Consider the following 13645-nt stretch of genomic DNA (forward strand, 5'->3'; position numbering starts at 1 on the left):
CCGGCGCGCTGCGGTGCGCCAGGGTTCGGCGCTCGGTGCGCCGGGGTCAGCGCTCGGCGCGCGGCAGCTGCCGGGTACGGCCCAGTCCGCCGAGCCAGGCGGCGGAGGGCTTGGGGGTGCGCTCGAAGGTGACCGGGTCGACCGCGATCAGGCCGAAGGTCGGCTTGTAGGAGCCCCACTCGTAGTTGTCGAGGGCGCTCCAGGCCAGGTAGCCCTGGACGTTGACGCCGTCCTCGATCGCGGCGGTGACCGCCTCCAGGGCGCCGGTGTAGTAGTCGACGCGGCGGGTGTCGTCCGCCGTGGCGATGCCGTTCTCGGTGACGATCAGCGGCATGCCGGGGCCGGCGAGGCCGGCGGTGTGGCGCAGGGCGTGGCCGACGGCGGCCGGGTAGTACTCCCACTGGGTGAGGGTGCGCTCGGCGTCCTCGGGGGCGGGGACGGGGCCGTCGGTGCCGATCTTGGTGCGGGTGTAGGACTGCACGCCGATCCAGTCGTCGCCGCGTGCCGCCTCGATGAAGACGTCCTCGCGGGGGTACCGGTAGGCGGCGGTGACGTCCTCGGCGCCGGGGAGGGCCTGGTAGACCTGGTTGGCGATCGTCCAGCCGACCTGGACGGCGGGGTCGATCGCCCGTACGGCCTTGACGGCGGCGTGGTGGGCGGCGATGACGGCGTGGGTGGTGTCCTCGTCGGGGGTGGGCAGTCCGGCGGGCGGGAAGCCCTGGCCACCGGCCTTCGCCGCGCCCGCCATGACGGCGATCATGTTGGGCTCGTTGATGGTGCAGACATGCCTGACGCCCTCGGAGAAGACCGGCGCGCAGTGCTCGACGTAGCGGGCGAACAGGTCCGCCGCGCCGTCGGCGGTCCAGCCGCCGAGGTCCTCGAACCACTGCGGGACGGTGAAGTGGTGCAGGGTGACCATGGGCCGCAGGCCGCGCGCCACGGCGCCCTCGACCATCCGGCGGTAGTGCGCGATCTCGGCGTGCGAGAAGGTACCGGGCACCGGCTCGACACGGGCCCACTCCACGCTGAACCGGTAGTCGGTGAAGCCGAGTTGCGCGAGCAGGTCCATGTCCTGCTCCCAGCGGTGGTAGCTGTCGCAGGCGTCGAGGCTGGGTTCCGCGATGTTCGCCGCCGGGTCGTGTTCCTTCCGCCACCAGTCGCTGTTGACGTTGTTCCCCTCGATCTGGTGGGCGGCGGTGGACGCCCCCCACAGGAAGCCGTCGGGGAAGGGCAGGGAGGTACGCGTCATCGTCCTTTTCTCTCTGGTGGGGGTGGGGCGGACCGGTGGAGCGGGCCGGGGAACGGGTCACTTGAGTCCGGCGGTCGCGATGCCCTGGGTGAAGTGGCGCTGGAGGACCACGAAGACCAGCAGGACCGGCAGCACGACGAGCAGCGAGCCCGCCATCAGCATGCCGTTGCCGCCGCCGACGGTCCGGTTGGGATCGTTGGCGAAGGTGGCCAGGGCGACCGGCAGGGTGTACTTGTCGGGGTCGTTGGTCGCGATGAGCGGCCAGACGAAGTTGTTCCACGAGCCGAGGAAGGTGAAGATCGTCAGCGTCGCGAGGGCGGGCTTCACCAGCGGCATCACGATGCGCCAGAAGATGTACCACTCGCCGGCGCCGTCGATCCTGGCCGCCTCCAGCAGCTCGTCGGGGATGGACTGCATGAACTGGCGCATCAGGAACACGCCGAACGCCCCCGCCGCGAAGGGCAGGACGAGACCGGCGTAGGTGTCGATCAGGCCGAACTTCGTCATCAGCACGTACAGCGGCAGGATCAGCAGGTTGCCGGGCACCATGAGGGCGGCCAGCACGACACCGAACACCTTGGACCGGCCGGTGAACTCCAGCTTGGCCAGCGCGTAGCCGAGCATGGAGCAGAACAGCAGGTTGCACAGGGTGACCAGGACCGCCACGACCAGGGAGTTGAGGAAATAGCGGGGCATGTCGAGCTGGTCGAGCAGGGCGGTGAAGTTGCTCAGCGTCCACTCGGAGGGGAGCCACACCGGCGGGCTCGCGGTCAGGTCCCGCCGGGTCTTGAAGGCCGACAGCGCCATCCACAGGAACGGGGCGGCCGTCACCAGCAGGCCGAGCGAGGCGACGACGTACAGCAGGGGGGTGCGGACGCGGCCCCGTCCGCGGGGGCGGGCCGGTACGGGCACCGGGCGCGGGGATGCCGTGGGGGCGCTCATCGGGTGTTGTCCTTCAGCAGTCGGAGCTGGAGCACCGTGATGCCCATGACGACCACGAACAGCACGTACGCCATGGCGCTCGCATAGCCCATGTGGAAGAAGTTGAAGCCCTCGCGGTACATGTCCAGGGAGACGGTGAGTGTCGCGTCGGACGGGCCGCCCTGGGTCATCACGAACGGCTCCTCGAAGACGTTGAGGTAGCCGATGGTGGTGATGACGGTGGCGTAGAGCATGGTGGGCCGCAGCAATGGCACGGTGATGCGGCGCATCTCCTGCCAGGCGCCGGCGCCGTCGAGCCGCGCCGCCTCCCGTACGTCGGCGGGGATCGCCTGGAGGCCGGCGATGAACAGCACCATGACGGTGCCGAGGTTGCGCCACACCGCCATGGCGATGAGCGAGGGCATGGCCCAGGTCTCGGAGCCGAGGAAGTCCGGTGCGGTCATGCCCACTTCGGCCGCGAGGCCGGCGATCAGGCCGTCGGACGGGTCGAGGACGAACCGCCAGACGACGGCGACCGCGACGATGGCGGTGACCACCGGGGCGTAGAAGCCGACCCGGAAGAAGGTGCGGGCGCGGTCGATGCCGTTGTTCAGCAAGATCGCGACGAGCAGTCCGAGCAGGACGGTCAGCGGGACACCGACGACCACGAAGTACGCCGTGTTGAACAGGGCGGTGCGGAACCGGTCGTCCTCGAACAGCTTGGTGTAGTTGTCGAGGCCGACGAACTCCGCCTCCAGAGGGCGGGTGACATGGCGGGCCCCGAAGTCGGTGAGGCTCATCAGGAGCGTCGCGACGATCGGGAACGCCATGAAGACGGCGAACAGCACCAGGAACGGCGTGGAGAACAGCCAGCCGTAGAGGTTGTGCCGGCCGAGCGGGCGGCGGGCGCGCCGGCCGTCTCCCGGGGGCCCTTGCGGGCCGGTCTTGGTCACCGCGGCCGCCGGGTCGGCGGCCGCTTTGGTCAGCAGGGGCATGCCGGTTACTCCACGAGTCCTTCGATCTCGGACTGCGCCTTGTCCAGAGCGGCCTTCGCGTCGGACTTGCCCTGGGTGACCGACTCGATGGCGGCGTCCACCTTGGAGGTGATCTCGGTCAGCCGGGGGTGGGACGGCGTGGTCCTGGCGGTCTCCATCTGCTCGCGCCAGATCTTCAGCTTGGGGTCGGTGGCGAGGTCGCCGGACTCCCAGGCCTGCTTGTTGGCGGGCAGGTCGCGGGTGCGCCCGTACCAGTCGGACTGGCCCCGGGCACCGGTCAGGGAGGAGATGAACTCCTTCGCGGCTGCCTTGTGCTCGCTGTCCGCGGAGACGGCGAGGCTGGAGCCGCCGGCCATGGAGACCGACTCCTTGTCGGCGGGCACGGGAGCGACGGCCCACTTGCCCTTGATGTCGGGGTAGTTCTCGTCGAGCAGCGACATGATCCACGGTCCGCCGAGGAACATCGGCACGTCGCCGGTGTTGAAGTCCTTGGTCACGTCGTAGCCGGGGCGGACCGACTTCTCGCTGAGGCCCTTGGCGAAGAAGTCGCCGTAGGTCTCCAGCGCCCTGACCGCCTCGGGGCTGTTGACGACCGCCTTGCCGTCCTCGGTGAGGATCTCGCCGCCGGCGGAGTACAGGAACGGGTAGAAGCTCTGCACGGTGTCGAGTCCGCCGGGCTGGACGGACAAGCCCCACTTGGTCTTCGCCCGGTCCTGATACGCCTGGGCGGCCCGGCGCAGTTCGTCCGTGGTGGCGGGCGGCTTCGCGAGACCCGCCTTGGCGGCGAGGTCGGTGCGGTAGAAGAGGACGCGGGTGTCGACGTACCAGGGCACGCCGTACGTCTCGCCGTCGTACGAGGCCTGCTGCCAGGCGGCGGGGAAGAAGTCACCCTCCTTGACGGTCGTGGTGTCGACCGGTTCCAGGACGCCCATGTCGGCGAACTCACCGAGGTAGGTGCCGCCCATCTGCATGACGTCGGGCAGCTTTCCCGCGGCGGCCGCGGCGACGAGCTTCTGGTGCGCCACGTCCCAGCCCACCGGGGTCACCTTGACGGTGATGTTCGGGTGGGACTTCTCGTAGGCCTCGGCGACCTCGGCGAGCTTCTCACCCTCGGTGCCCATGGCCCAGACGGTGAGCGTCTGCTCGGCATCGGCGTCCACGTCCGCGCCACCGGAGCCGCCACAGGCGGTGAGGGTGAGCGCGGACGCCACGGTGAGGGCGAGCGCGGCAGGTGTGGCGCGGTGCATGGACTGCTCCTCCTCGAGCGTTCCTGATGTATGCGCATTCTGTAAGCGCATACATGACTCTGCGGGAGGGGCTCCGCCGTGACAAGGGGGAGCTCGGTCACACTCCGGTAACGGCTGCGGCGCGCCCCGCCGGACGCGAAGAAGGGGCGTTCACCTGCGCGCGTACCTCGCGGCAGGCGGACACCCCCGGTGACGGGCACAGGCCCTGTCGGCAACCTAGGCCGGGGGCGAGGTGTACGGAAGCGGGTGTGAGATACGTCCCGTGGGGGTGCGGTGAGGGGCGTGTGGTGAAACGGTTCGGGCCACGTGGCGTGCGGGTGGGCGACCGCACCGCGCGCACGTGAGCAACCCGCGCCCACTCCGGAACGGGCGGCTGCGGGCACGGCGGATCTCAGGCCCCGATGGCGACGGTCCGCTCCTCGGGGCCGCAGCCGCAACTGGCGCGGCGGGCGACGGTGACGGGGAGCATGAGGGACACCGGGTCGGCGGCGGACGCACCGCCGAGGCGTCGTACGAGCAGTTCGACCGCCTCCTCCCCCATGCGCAGCATGGGCTGGCGGACGGTGGTGAGGGTCGGGCGGACGAGCCGGCCGAGCGGAATGCCGTCGAAGCCGGTGACCGCCACGTCGCCGGGCACGGCCACGCCCCGGCGTTCCAGTGCGTGCAGGGCGCCGACGGCCATCTGGTCGTTGGCGCAGACGAGGGCCTGCGGCGGTCCGCCGGCGCGGTCGCACAGGGCGTCGGCGGCGCGGGCGCCCTCGGCCTGGGTCATCATGGCGGCGCGCACGGCAGGCTCCTCGGGGGCGTCGACGCCGGCGGCACGGCAGGCCGCGAGGAAGCCCTGGAAGCGGGCCCCGACGTCCGGTGACTCCTCGGCGGAGCCGACGAAGGCGAGGCGGCGCAGGCCGTGGTCCTCGATGAGGTGGCGGGTCAGCTCACGCTGACCGTCGAAGTTGGCGACCTCGATGTGGTCGAGGTGGTCCAGGTGGTCGCCCTCCTCACGGGGCCCGGCGAGCATGACGACGGGTCGGCGCCGGGAGATGCCCTCCAGTTCCTCCGTGGGTACGGTGCGGGCCAGCACGGCGAACCCGTCGACCCGCCCGGCGACCTTCGCCACGAGGCTCTCCGGGCCCCCCTTGAGGGAGGCGGCGATGAGAAGGGCGTAGCCGTGCCTGCGGGCCGCGCGCTCCATGCCGCGGATGATCTGGTCGGAGTAGAGCATCGCCGCGTCGTCGTCCTCGGCGTCGGTGTCCGGGTCCGCGTAGTCGGGGAAACAGAGGCCGAGGACGCCCGTGGAGCGGCTGGCGAGTCCGCGCGCGTTGCCGCTGGGTACGTAGCCGAGGTCGCGCGCGGCGGCGAGGACCCGCTCACGGGTCTGCGCCCGCACCGAGTCGGGGTTGCGGTAGACGCGGGACACGGTGGCGATGGACACGCCGGAGCGTTCGGCCACGTCGTACACCGTGGGGGCGGTACTCATCGGGCGTCATCCCTAGGTCAGTGCGCGCGGAGTGGGCGTGCGTGATGCTGATGAAAGCGCATTCATCGTAGGGGTGCGCAGGTCAGGGCACAAGGGGCGAATGTGAGGGAGCGGCGAGCGGGGTGGGGGTGGGCGGACCGTCGGGTCATTCGGCACGGTCGTGGCCTGGATCATCGACGCGGTGGTCGCCGCCCCCTGGACAGGGTTCTCGGGGCGCCGGGCGGAATGCGAGCGGGCCGTCAGGGCACACGGACCGGGCGAGACCAACTGATGACCCCTCATATCGGAGGACGCACGGATGACTTCGACACAAGGACACCACGGGGCGGGGCCTCAGCAGGCGGTCGGTTCGGGTGAGCGACGCAACGGCTTCGGTATCGCGGCGCTGGTGCTGGGCATCGTGGGTGCCCTGCTGTTCTGGACCGCGATCGGCGGCATCGTGCTGGGTGTGCTGGCCCTGATCTTCGGTGTGCTGGGCTTCCGGCGCAGCAGACGAGGTGTGGCCACGAACGGGACCATGTCCGTCATCGGCGCGGTGCTCGGCGCGCTCGCCCTGGTGGTGTCGTCGGTGCTCCTGGCCATGGGTGTGGCCGTGATCAACAGCGACGAGTTCAAGAACTACCAGGACTGCATCGAACACGCGAACAGCCAGAGCGACCGGCAGGACTGCGCGCGGGACTTCGACCAGGAGGTCGACAACGGGTAGCAGTGACCGAGGCTGGGGGTGGGGCGCGGCGAGGGTGCCGCGCCCCACCCCTGTCCGTGGCGGTCGTACGGCGGCGCGGGCGGGGCAGTCGCCTGACCGTCCTGCGGGGCGCGGTGGCACAGCGTCTGATTCCAGGTGTGTACACGGCAGGTCGAGCGCGTCCCGGGCTCAGGCTTGCGAACAGACGGCTTCCGTCCAGGTCGCCCGGAGGTCGCGGCAGACGACGGTGAGCGTTCCGTCCCAGCAGGCGATCTCGTGAACGCAGCCGTCTTCGTGCGGGAGGATCTCGTCGAGCATCACGGCGCCGAGTCCTGTCCCTCGGACGTGGTCCCCGTCGACGGAATCGATGAGGAAGCTCGACACCCCGGTGTAGCGGACGATCAGATCTCGGTCGTGCTTCCAGCAGTTGTGCCGGAGCTCGACCTCCACCTCCTCGGTGCCCGCGCCCCGGACGGCCTGAACCGTCAGGTCCTTCACACAACGCCGGCTGCGGAAGTCGTAGTGGTCCGGGTCGGTGGCGAAGGCACGGGCACCTGGGGGCAGATCACCGGCGATCGAGGGCAGGGAGCTCAGGTAGCGGGCCGGGTCCAGGAAGCCGGACAACTCCCCTGTCCGTGCGTCGAGATCGACGTACTCCATCAGCCTGTCCTCGTCCGTAGCTCCGCCATGCCGGGGAATCGTCGCACGACGGAGGCACGTGACATGACTGAGGGGCAGTGGTCCACGCCGGTCAACACAGCACCCGGTCCCCGTGGTTGGCGCCTCGTGAGGCGGCCGATGAGCAACTGGAGCGTCCCGTACACGCAGGAAGGGCGTAGGGCGTGGGCACCCCCTTCGGTCATCGGCCGGATCCGGGCCCGGCCCGGCCCTGCGCGTGCCCGCCGCCTTCCGGGTGACGGCCTGTCGTGGATCGGCCGTCGGGGGGTAGTGGAGGTCCACCGGACACCGGAGTGGGATCACATGTCCCCGCAGGAGGAAACGACGATGACCGACGACGCCTATCTCGTGCTGTTCGACGACCCCGCCGTGTCGCTGGGGGTGCCGCTCGCCGCCGTGGAGGACGCCGCCTTCCTGGACACGCCGGCCGTGCGGGCGTGGCTGGGGGCTCAGGGCGTCACCGTGACCACGCCCGGGCTGCGGCTCCTGCCGCCGGAGGAGACCTCGGCCGTCCCGGAGGGCGCCGAGCGGCTGCCCGTGCCCCTCGGCGACGAGGAGCTGAGCCGGGTGCGGCAGCTCAACGCCCCCCGCGACGTCGCCCGGATGGAGGAGGAGCTCCTTGCCTACCGCTCGTGCGCGGAGGGCCGCGAGGCACTGCTCGCCCGTGCCGTGGCGGCCGGAGTGCCGGCGCACCGGATCGCGGAGCTGACCGGCGAGGACCTCACAGCCGTCAAGGCGCTCGTCCACTGAGTCCCCGGCCCGCGCCCGGTCACGGCTGGGCGACCGGGCTCTGGGGCATGGCCAGGTGGGCCAGGTCCCCGGGAGGCGGGGTGCTCACGGCCACAGGGGCGCGGGCGTGCCGTCGGCCACCGCGGCGGGTGCGTCGGTGAGGTTCATGCGTTCGCGCAGCCGGCCGTAGAAGTCCATCGGGCCGAGGCGTACCGCGCGCAGTCTGCGAGGAGCCGCGTAGACGCCGATCCAGTCTCCGGGGCCGATGACTCCACGGACCTGCCCGTCGACGCTGACCGCGGCCCGCCCGGAGCGTTCCAGCACCCGCAGCCCGACCGGCTCGTCCGGCGCGGCCACCACCGAGCGGTTGAACGTCATGTGCGGCGCGACCGGCGTGAACACCAGCACCTCCGCGCGCGGGGAGACGACCGACCCCCGGCGGCGAAGCTGTACGCCGTCGACCGGTCGGGGTCGCCACCAGCAGCGCGTCCGCCGAGTACGAGGCGAGCAGCCTGCCCGAGATGTAGACGCCGACCGAGATCTGGCGGTCCCGGCGAGCTTCTCCAGACCACGTCGTTGAGGGCCGCCACGTCCAGCGGGACGCCCCACTCGCCGCCGTCTCGCAGTCGGGCCGCACGCTGGTCGGCGGGCAGCGGGCCCGCCCGTACCGCATGAGTGCCTCTATGTCGGCGGGGACCTCCAGGCGCCGCGAGGCACGCATGGTCAGCAGCAGGCGCTGCTCGATCTCCATCCGGCCCTCGTGCACGGCGTCCAGCGCGGTGCGCACCTCGGTCGTGGGCACCTCCGTCAGGAAGCCCACCCTGCCCAGGTCGACCCGAGCACCAAGGCGCCGCGGCGGCGGCCAGGCGGGCGCCGCGCAGGAAGGTGCCGTCGCCGCGAGGTGACGACCAGGTCCGGATCGCCGCGCCGCCACCTCCTCGTGGGCGCTGTGCCGTCCGCCGTCGTCCCAGACGTCGATGTCCTTGCAGGCGATGCCGTGTTCCAGGCACCACGCCCGGACGGTGCCGGCCGCCTCCACCGCTCGGGGCGTCCGCCGTGCACGACCATGCCGACCCGGTTCACCGTCATCTCCGCCTCCAGGCTGCCGTTCGCCCCCGGCCGGCGGCAGCGCCTGCCGGGGCGCCCTCGCCCGAGGCCGGTGGTCCCGGTCGCCGTCGGCACTCCTCGGGCCCGTGCGCGACGTCCCTCCATCCTGGCCGTGCGGCGGGAGTACCGCACCGGGAGGCGATCGCCGTGCGGCGGGAGGGCCTCACTCACGCGGGACGGCCCGGCACCGCGCGAGGCGATGCCGGGCCGTCGGGACGTCGTGGTGCCTGCGGCGCGTCAGCCCTGGCGGGCCTTGAACCGCGGGTCCTTCTTGTTGATCACGAAGGTCACGCCCCGGCGGCGCACCACCTGGGCGCCGGGCTTGGCCTTCAACGAGCGCAGGGACTTGCGTACCTTCATCACGAACTCCTGGTGGGGGACCCCGGACAGGGCCGGGAACCGGTCAGCGGCGGGCGGAGGCGGTGCCGTAGCGCCGCTCGAAGCGCTCCACGCGTCCCGCGGTGTCGAGGACGCGTGCGGTGCCGGTGTGGAACGGGTGGCTCGCCGACGAGATCTCCACGTCGACGACCGGGTACGTCGCGCCGTCCTCCCACTCGACCGTCTTGTCCGAGTCGAGGGTGGAGCGGCTCAGGAACTGGAACCCTGCCGCGCGGTCACGGAAGACGACCGGGCGGGAGACGGGGTGGATGCCGTGCCTCATGGCGTGTCCTTTCTCGCGGCCTCCGCCGCGGGGAGCGGCGGAGACAAGGTGGGTCAGCGTTCCTCGCGGAAGAGGACGTGCTCGCCGGCGACCGCGTCGTACTTGCGCAGGACCAGACGGTCGGGGTCGTTCAGACGGTTCTTCCGCGTCACGTAGGTGACGCCCGTGCCGGCCGTGGACTTCAGCTTGACGATCGGGCGTGCCGTGCTGCGTGCCATGAGGTGCTCCTTCCGCCGTCACCGCCCGAGTCGAGTGACTCGCGCATGTCAGGCAGCAGGTGTAACAGCAACCCCCGGTGCCCTATTCCGCGACCCGCGCCGGCGTCGTCCGGCGCGTCCCCGTCACCTTCGAGGCGGGCAGACGGCCGGCCCGGGACGTGCCCTCCAGGGTGTCGCCTTCGATCTGGACCGCGAAGGCCAGGTTCAGCCGGAGGGGCTTGGTGACGGACTGCTTCCAGGTGACCTGGGCGCCGTCGACGGCGATGTCCCGGAGCGGTACGTCCTCGCCGGCCCCGGACGCGACGCCGACCAGGGTGTCGTCCTCCCTCCCGAACGCGACGGCGGCCCTGATGCGGCCGACGGGGGTGGCGATGGTCAGGTCCCAGACACCTTCGATCGTGGCGGTGCGGGCGGGGTCGGCGGTCATGTGCGAGGTGCTCCTGACAGGCGGGCGGGCGGGATGACGGGTGAGGCGGGATACGTCACAGCGCGGCCGGGGCGGGGCCCGTGGCGCGCCAGACGGTGCCGCGGCGCTCGTGGGCGAAGAGCGTCTCGACGGCGTGGGCGATGCGCGGGCCCAGTTCCCGTTCGAGCAGGTAGAGGCCCAGGTCGAGGCCCGAGGTGACGCCGGCGCCGCTGACCAGGTCGCCGTCGTCGACGACGCGGGCGCGCACCGCGTGGACGCCGGTCGCGTCGAGCATGTCGATGCCGAGGTGGTGGGTGGTGGCGTGGCGGCCCTCCAGCAAGCCGGCCATGGCCGGGACGAGCGAGCCGCCGCACACCGTGGCGACGGTCACGGTCGGGTCGTCCAGCGCCTCCTTGAGCAACGCGGGCAGGCTGGTGGTGAGGGCGCGGCCCAGCAGGACGGGGACGAACTCGTCCTGCCGCCACTCCCCCTCCCCCGCCTCGACGTCGGGCACCTCGCCGGGCTCACCGACCCGGCCCGAGGCGCCCGGGACCACGATCAGGTCGGCGGTGCGGGGATCGAGCGTGCCGGTGGCCCGCAGGGTGAGGGTGCCGGTGCCGCTGACCACCTCGCGCGGGCCCTCCGCGGTGACCAGCTCGACCGTGAGCGCGCCGTCGGACGCGGTGCCGCCCGCGTACAGGACCTCGTAGGGTGCGACGACGTCGAGCGGGTCGAAGCCGTCGAACAGGACGATCTGCGCGTGCATACGGTGTCTTCCTTCGGTGGGGATGTCCGTACTCGGCGGACGTCACCGAAGCTAACGAGCCGTCGGGCGGGCTCCCATGGGGGCGCGTGCCAGTCTCCGACGGGTTCCCGCCAACGCCGACGCCACCGGCTGCTCCCCTCACCGCCGTGCGTGCGCACGGCCGCTCGCTGTGCCTGACGGGCCGCGGGGTCGTGGCCGCGAGCCGTACATCACCACCGCGGTCGCCGGCGTCGGCGAAGACTCGTCCTCATGAGCGACATGAACGCGTTCCGGGACGCGGCGAGCGCGTGGCGGCGGGCGGGCCCGGTGACCCGGCGCGCGAGCCGGCCGCGCGGCTGTCCGTCCGTACCGTCGTCCTGGTGGAGGAGCTTGGTGCCGCCGCCGCGGTCGGCGCGCCGGCCGCGCGTCACAGCCGGGACCTGGCGGCGGAGGGTGTCCGTGTGCTGCCGACGGGCGGCGCGACGAACGTCGGCCGGTTCTCCGCACTGCTGGGCCCGCGCGGCCCGGGCCTGCGCCTGAGGGGCTCTGCGACGAGCGCGAACTCGGCCACTGCACGCCGGGGGGCGGCGCCGGAAGCCACGGCGTCTTCGTCTGCGCGGCGGACCTGGAGGACGAGCTGATCGGCGTCCTCGGCGCGGAGCGGGTGAGCGAGCCCGTGCGGGAGCAGGGCGAGTTGCGCGCCCCGAGGACCTTCCCGCGGCAGCCCGCCCAGCGTGGCCCGCCGCCCCGGCAGCAGCCCCGCCCCCTCCTACAAGCTGCTCGCCGGGCTCTGACGGGCGGAGGAGGACATCGATGAGGGGCGGGCGCATGGCGCCCGCCCCTCACGTGTGTGCCGGTGCGGCCGTCAGAACCTCGGTGTCGGCGCCTGCGCCTCCACGATCTCCGCGGCCTCCGCCTCGCTCTGCACCGACGGGGGCGACCCCTCCAGCGGCTGCCGGGCCGTCTCCTTCATGCAGGCCACCGCGATCACACCGACCAGGGCGGCCGCCATCGCGTAGTACGCGGGCATCATGTCGGAGCCGGTCACGCCGATCAGCGCGGTGATGACCAGCGGGGTGGTGCCGCCGAACAGCGACGCCGACAGGTTGTAGCCGACCGACAGGGAGCCGTAGCGCACGGACGTCGGGAACATGGCGGGCAGCGCGGCCGACATGGTGCCGAGCAGACAGACCAGGGACAGGCCGAGCATCAGCATGCCGGCCGACACCGCGAGCAGACTGCCCTGCCGCACCAGCAGGAACGCCGGCGCGGACAGCACGAGGAAGCCCAGCATGCCGGTCATCAGCAGCGGCTTGCGCCCGTAGCGGTCGTTGAGCCGGCCGACCTGGTTGATGATCAGCATCAGCACCACCATGGTGCCGACCAGGATCAGCAGCCCGTGCGACTCCTTGTAGTGCAGCTCGTCGGACAGGTACGTCGGCATGTACGACAGCAGCATGTAGTCGGTGATGTTGTACGCGCCGACGAGGGCGATGCACAGCACCAGGGGCCGCCAGTGCCGCTGGAAGATCTTGGCGAGGTCGCCGCGGGCCGTGGTCTCGACCTGGTTCGCCGCCTCGGAGGCGCGGACGTTGCTCTCCCCCAGCTTGAGGTAGGCGGGGGTGTCGTCCAGCTTCAGCCGCAGGTAGATGCCGACGACACCCAGCGGTCCGGCGACCAGGAACGGGATGCGCCAGCCCCACGCGTCCATGGTGTCGGAACCGAGCCAGGCGGTGAGCGCCACGACGAGGGTGGCCGCGCCGGTGTAGCCCGCCAGCGTGCCCAGTTCGAGGAAGCTGCCGAAGTAGCCGCGCCGCCGGTCCGGGGCGTACTCCGCGATGAAGGTGGAGGCGCCGCCGTACTCGCCGCCGGTGGAGAAGCCCTGGAGCAGCCGGAAGAGGATCAGCAGCAGCGGTGCCCAGAAGCCGACCGCCGCGTACGTCGGGAGCATGCCGATCGCCGCGGTGCCGATCGCCATGAGGATCATCGTCAGCGCGAGGACCTTCTTGCGGCCGACCTTGTCCCCCATCGGCCCGAAGACCATGCCGCCGAGCGGCCGCACCAGGAAGGCGACGGCGAAGGTGGCGAAGGACGACAGCAGCTGCGCCGTCTCGCTCCCGGAGGGGAAGAAGACCCGGCCGATGGTGCCGGCCAGGTAGGCGTAGATGCCGAAGTCGAACCATTCCATGGCGTTGCCGAGCGAGGCGGCCTTGACCGCGCGCTTGACCGCACGTTCGTCCGTCACTGTGATGTCCGACCGGCGCAGCGGCGGATTCTGCCGGCGGCGGACGGCGCGGAACAGGGTCGGATGGCGCCTGGCCGCCTCTGCGGACGGCGTCAGGCCGTTGTCGGTGGAGGACGTGACTACGTTCCTTTCCAGGACAAAACGTTGCTTTGGGAACTTATCAGCGTTCATGGCCGAACGCCGTGGGCGGGCGCCCGTCGGGGTGGTCGCCGCCCCGGTCGGGGGCGCCGCCTGCGGGGCCACGGGCCCGCCTTCCCTGCGCCGTCACCTGTATGCCTCCGC

General features: G+C 71.8%; 14 protein-coding genes and 2 pseudogenes. 3 read left to right on the top strand and 13 right to left on the bottom strand.

The features are described 5' to 3' along the window. Positions 1 to 46 precede the first annotated feature (46 nt). The 5 genes from F3L20_RS20180 to F3L20_RS20200 form a co-directional block, all read right to left on the bottom strand. Positions 47 to 1249, bottom strand: a complete 1203-nt coding sequence (locus F3L20_RS20180) for a glycoside hydrolase family 1 protein (RefSeq protein ID WP_150155554.1) — start codon at positions 1247 to 1249, stop codon at positions 47 to 49. A gap of 57 nt (positions 1250 to 1306) precedes the next feature. Further along, positions 1307 to 2191: a carbohydrate ABC transporter permease gene (locus tag F3L20_RS20185; RefSeq protein ID WP_150155555.1), complete on the bottom strand. Its 885-nt coding sequence runs from the start codon at positions 2189 to 2191 to the stop codon at positions 1307 to 1309. Beyond that, the gene (locus tag F3L20_RS20190) at positions 2188 to 3165 is read right to left on the bottom strand and encodes a carbohydrate ABC transporter permease (RefSeq protein WP_150155556.1); all 978 of its coding nucleotides are present in this window, start codon (positions 3163 to 3165) and stop codon (positions 2188 to 2190) included. The genes F3L20_RS20185 and F3L20_RS20190 overlap by 4 nt, the downstream gene beginning before the upstream one ends. Before the next feature lie 5 nt (positions 3166 to 3170). Beyond that, positions 3171 to 4412 carry a sugar ABC transporter substrate-binding protein gene (locus F3L20_RS20195; protein ID WP_150155557.1) on the bottom strand — a complete coding sequence of 414 codons (1242 nt, stop codon included), beginning with the start codon at positions 4410 to 4412 and terminating at the stop codon, positions 3171 to 3173. Positions 4413 to 4803: 391 nt separating this feature from the next. Next, positions 4804 to 5889, bottom strand: a complete 1086-nt coding sequence (locus tag F3L20_RS20200) for a LacI family DNA-binding transcriptional regulator (RefSeq protein ID WP_150155558.1) — start codon at positions 5887 to 5889, stop codon at positions 4804 to 4806. A gap of 298 nt (positions 5890 to 6187) precedes the next feature. Here F3L20_RS20200 and F3L20_RS20205 point away from each other — a divergent pair, with 298 nt between their 5' ends. Beyond that, positions 6188 to 6595, top strand: a complete 408-nt coding sequence (locus F3L20_RS20205) for a DUF4190 domain-containing protein (RefSeq protein ID WP_150155559.1) — start codon at positions 6188 to 6190, stop codon at positions 6593 to 6595. Positions 6596 to 6763: 168 nt separating this feature from the next. Here the strand turns inward: F3L20_RS20205 and F3L20_RS20210 are convergent, their stop codons facing one another. Continuing rightward, entirely contained in the window at positions 6764 to 7234 is a 471-nt protein-coding gene (locus F3L20_RS20210; protein ID WP_150155560.1) for a hypothetical protein, read from the bottom strand. A 345-nt stretch (positions 7235 to 7579) separates the two neighbouring features. Between F3L20_RS20210 and F3L20_RS20215 the strand changes: the two genes are divergently transcribed. Next, positions 7580 to 8002 carry a DUF6003 family protein gene (locus F3L20_RS20215; protein WP_150155561.1) on the top strand — a complete coding sequence of 141 codons (423 nt, stop codon included), beginning with the start codon at positions 7580 to 7582 and terminating at the stop codon, positions 8000 to 8002. 19 nt (positions 8003 to 8021) lie between these two features. On the opposite strand, the pseudogene F3L20_RS20220 reads toward F3L20_RS20215, so the two are convergent. From F3L20_RS20220 to F3L20_RS20245, 6 genes and pseudogenes are all read right to left on the bottom strand, one after another. Further along, positions 8022 to 9070: pseudogene (locus F3L20_RS20220) on the bottom strand (NAD(+)/NADH kinase). Positions 9071 to 9325: 255 nt separating this feature from the next. Then, positions 9326 to 9448, bottom strand: a complete 123-nt coding sequence (gene ykgO / locus F3L20_RS20225) for a type B 50S ribosomal protein L36 (RefSeq protein WP_006130958.1) — start codon at positions 9446 to 9448, stop codon at positions 9326 to 9328. A 43-nt stretch (positions 9449 to 9491) separates the two neighbouring features. Beyond that, the gene (locus tag F3L20_RS20230) at positions 9492 to 9749 is read right to left on the bottom strand and encodes a type B 50S ribosomal protein L31 (RefSeq protein WP_150155562.1); all 258 of its coding nucleotides are present in this window, start codon (positions 9747 to 9749) and stop codon (positions 9492 to 9494) included. Positions 9750 to 9802: 53 nt separating this feature from the next. Continuing rightward, positions 9803 to 9967 carry a 50S ribosomal protein L33 gene (gene rpmG / locus F3L20_RS20235; protein ID WP_024887720.1) on the bottom strand — a complete coding sequence of 55 codons (165 nt, stop codon included), beginning with the start codon at positions 9965 to 9967 and terminating at the stop codon, positions 9803 to 9805. 82 nt (positions 9968 to 10049) lie between these two features. Further along, complete coding sequence (locus tag F3L20_RS20240) at positions 10050 to 10394, bottom strand: hypothetical protein (RefSeq protein WP_150155563.1); 345 nt, start codon at positions 10392 to 10394, stop codon at positions 10050 to 10052. 55 nt (positions 10395 to 10449) lie between these two features. Further along, the gene (locus F3L20_RS20245; RefSeq protein WP_150155564.1) at positions 10450 to 11139 is read right to left on the bottom strand and encodes a DJ-1/PfpI family protein; all 690 of its coding nucleotides are present in this window, start codon (positions 11137 to 11139) and stop codon (positions 10450 to 10452) included. 249 nt (positions 11140 to 11388) lie between these two features. Between F3L20_RS20245 and F3L20_RS34835 the strand changes: the two are divergent. Next, positions 11389 to 11890, top strand: a pseudogene (locus tag F3L20_RS34835) (ATP-dependent endonuclease); the annotation flags it as partial. Positions 11891 to 11983: 93 nt separating this feature from the next. Here the strand turns inward: F3L20_RS34835 and F3L20_RS20255 are convergent. Further along, positions 11984 to 13363: an MFS transporter gene (locus F3L20_RS20255; protein ID WP_167534565.1), complete on the bottom strand. Its 1380-nt coding sequence runs from the start codon at positions 13361 to 13363 to the stop codon at positions 11984 to 11986. Between the last annotated feature and the right edge of the window lie 282 nt (positions 13364 to 13645).

It is taken from the genome of Streptomyces tendae (genome assembly GCF_008632955.1).
GTDB lineage: Bacteria > Actinomycetota > Actinomycetes > Streptomycetales > Streptomycetaceae > Streptomyces.

Excerpts from the sequence above, each read along its gene's own strand:
- F3L20_RS20180 (WP_150155554.1), bottom strand. The coding sequence starts at position 1,249 with ATGACGCGTACCTCCCTGCCCTTCCCCGACGGCTTCCTGTGGGGGGCG.
- F3L20_RS20185 (WP_150155555.1), bottom strand. The coding sequence starts at position 2,191 with ATGAGCGCCCCCACGGCATCCCCGCGCCCGGTGCCCGTACCGGCCCGC.
- F3L20_RS20190 (WP_150155556.1), bottom strand. The coding sequence starts at position 3,165 with ATGCCCCTGCTGACCAAAGCGGCCGCCGACCCGGCGGCCGCGGTGACC.
- F3L20_RS20195 (WP_150155557.1), bottom strand. The coding sequence starts at position 4,412 with ATGCACCGCGCCACACCTGCCGCGCTCGCCCTCACCGTGGCGTCCGCG.
- F3L20_RS20200 (WP_150155558.1), bottom strand. The coding sequence starts at position 5,889 with ATGAGTACCGCCCCCACGGTGTACGACGTGGCCGAACGCTCCGGCGTG.
- F3L20_RS20205 (WP_150155559.1), top strand. The coding sequence starts at position 6,188 with ATGACTTCGACACAAGGACACCACGGGGCGGGGCCTCAGCAGGCGGTC.
- F3L20_RS20210 (WP_150155560.1), bottom strand. The coding sequence starts at position 7,234 with ATGGAGTACGTCGATCTCGACGCACGGACAGGGGAGTTGTCCGGCTTC.
- F3L20_RS20215 (WP_150155561.1), top strand. The coding sequence starts at position 7,580 with ATGACCGACGACGCCTATCTCGTGCTGTTCGACGACCCCGCCGTGTCG.
- ykgO (WP_006130958.1), bottom strand. The coding sequence starts at position 9,448 with ATGAAGGTACGCAAGTCCCTGCGCTCGTTGAAGGCCAAGCCCGGCGCC.
- F3L20_RS20230 (WP_150155562.1), bottom strand. The coding sequence starts at position 9,749 with ATGAGGCACGGCATCCACCCCGTCTCCCGCCCGGTCGTCTTCCGTGAC.
- rpmG (WP_024887720.1), bottom strand. The coding sequence starts at position 9,967 with ATGGCACGCAGCACGGCACGCCCGATCGTCAAGCTGAAGTCCACGGCC.
- F3L20_RS20240 (WP_150155563.1), bottom strand. The coding sequence starts at position 10,394 with ATGACCGCCGACCCCGCCCGCACCGCCACGATCGAAGGTGTCTGGGAC.
- F3L20_RS20245 (WP_150155564.1), bottom strand. The coding sequence starts at position 11,139 with ATGCACGCGCAGATCGTCCTGTTCGACGGCTTCGACCCGCTCGACGTC.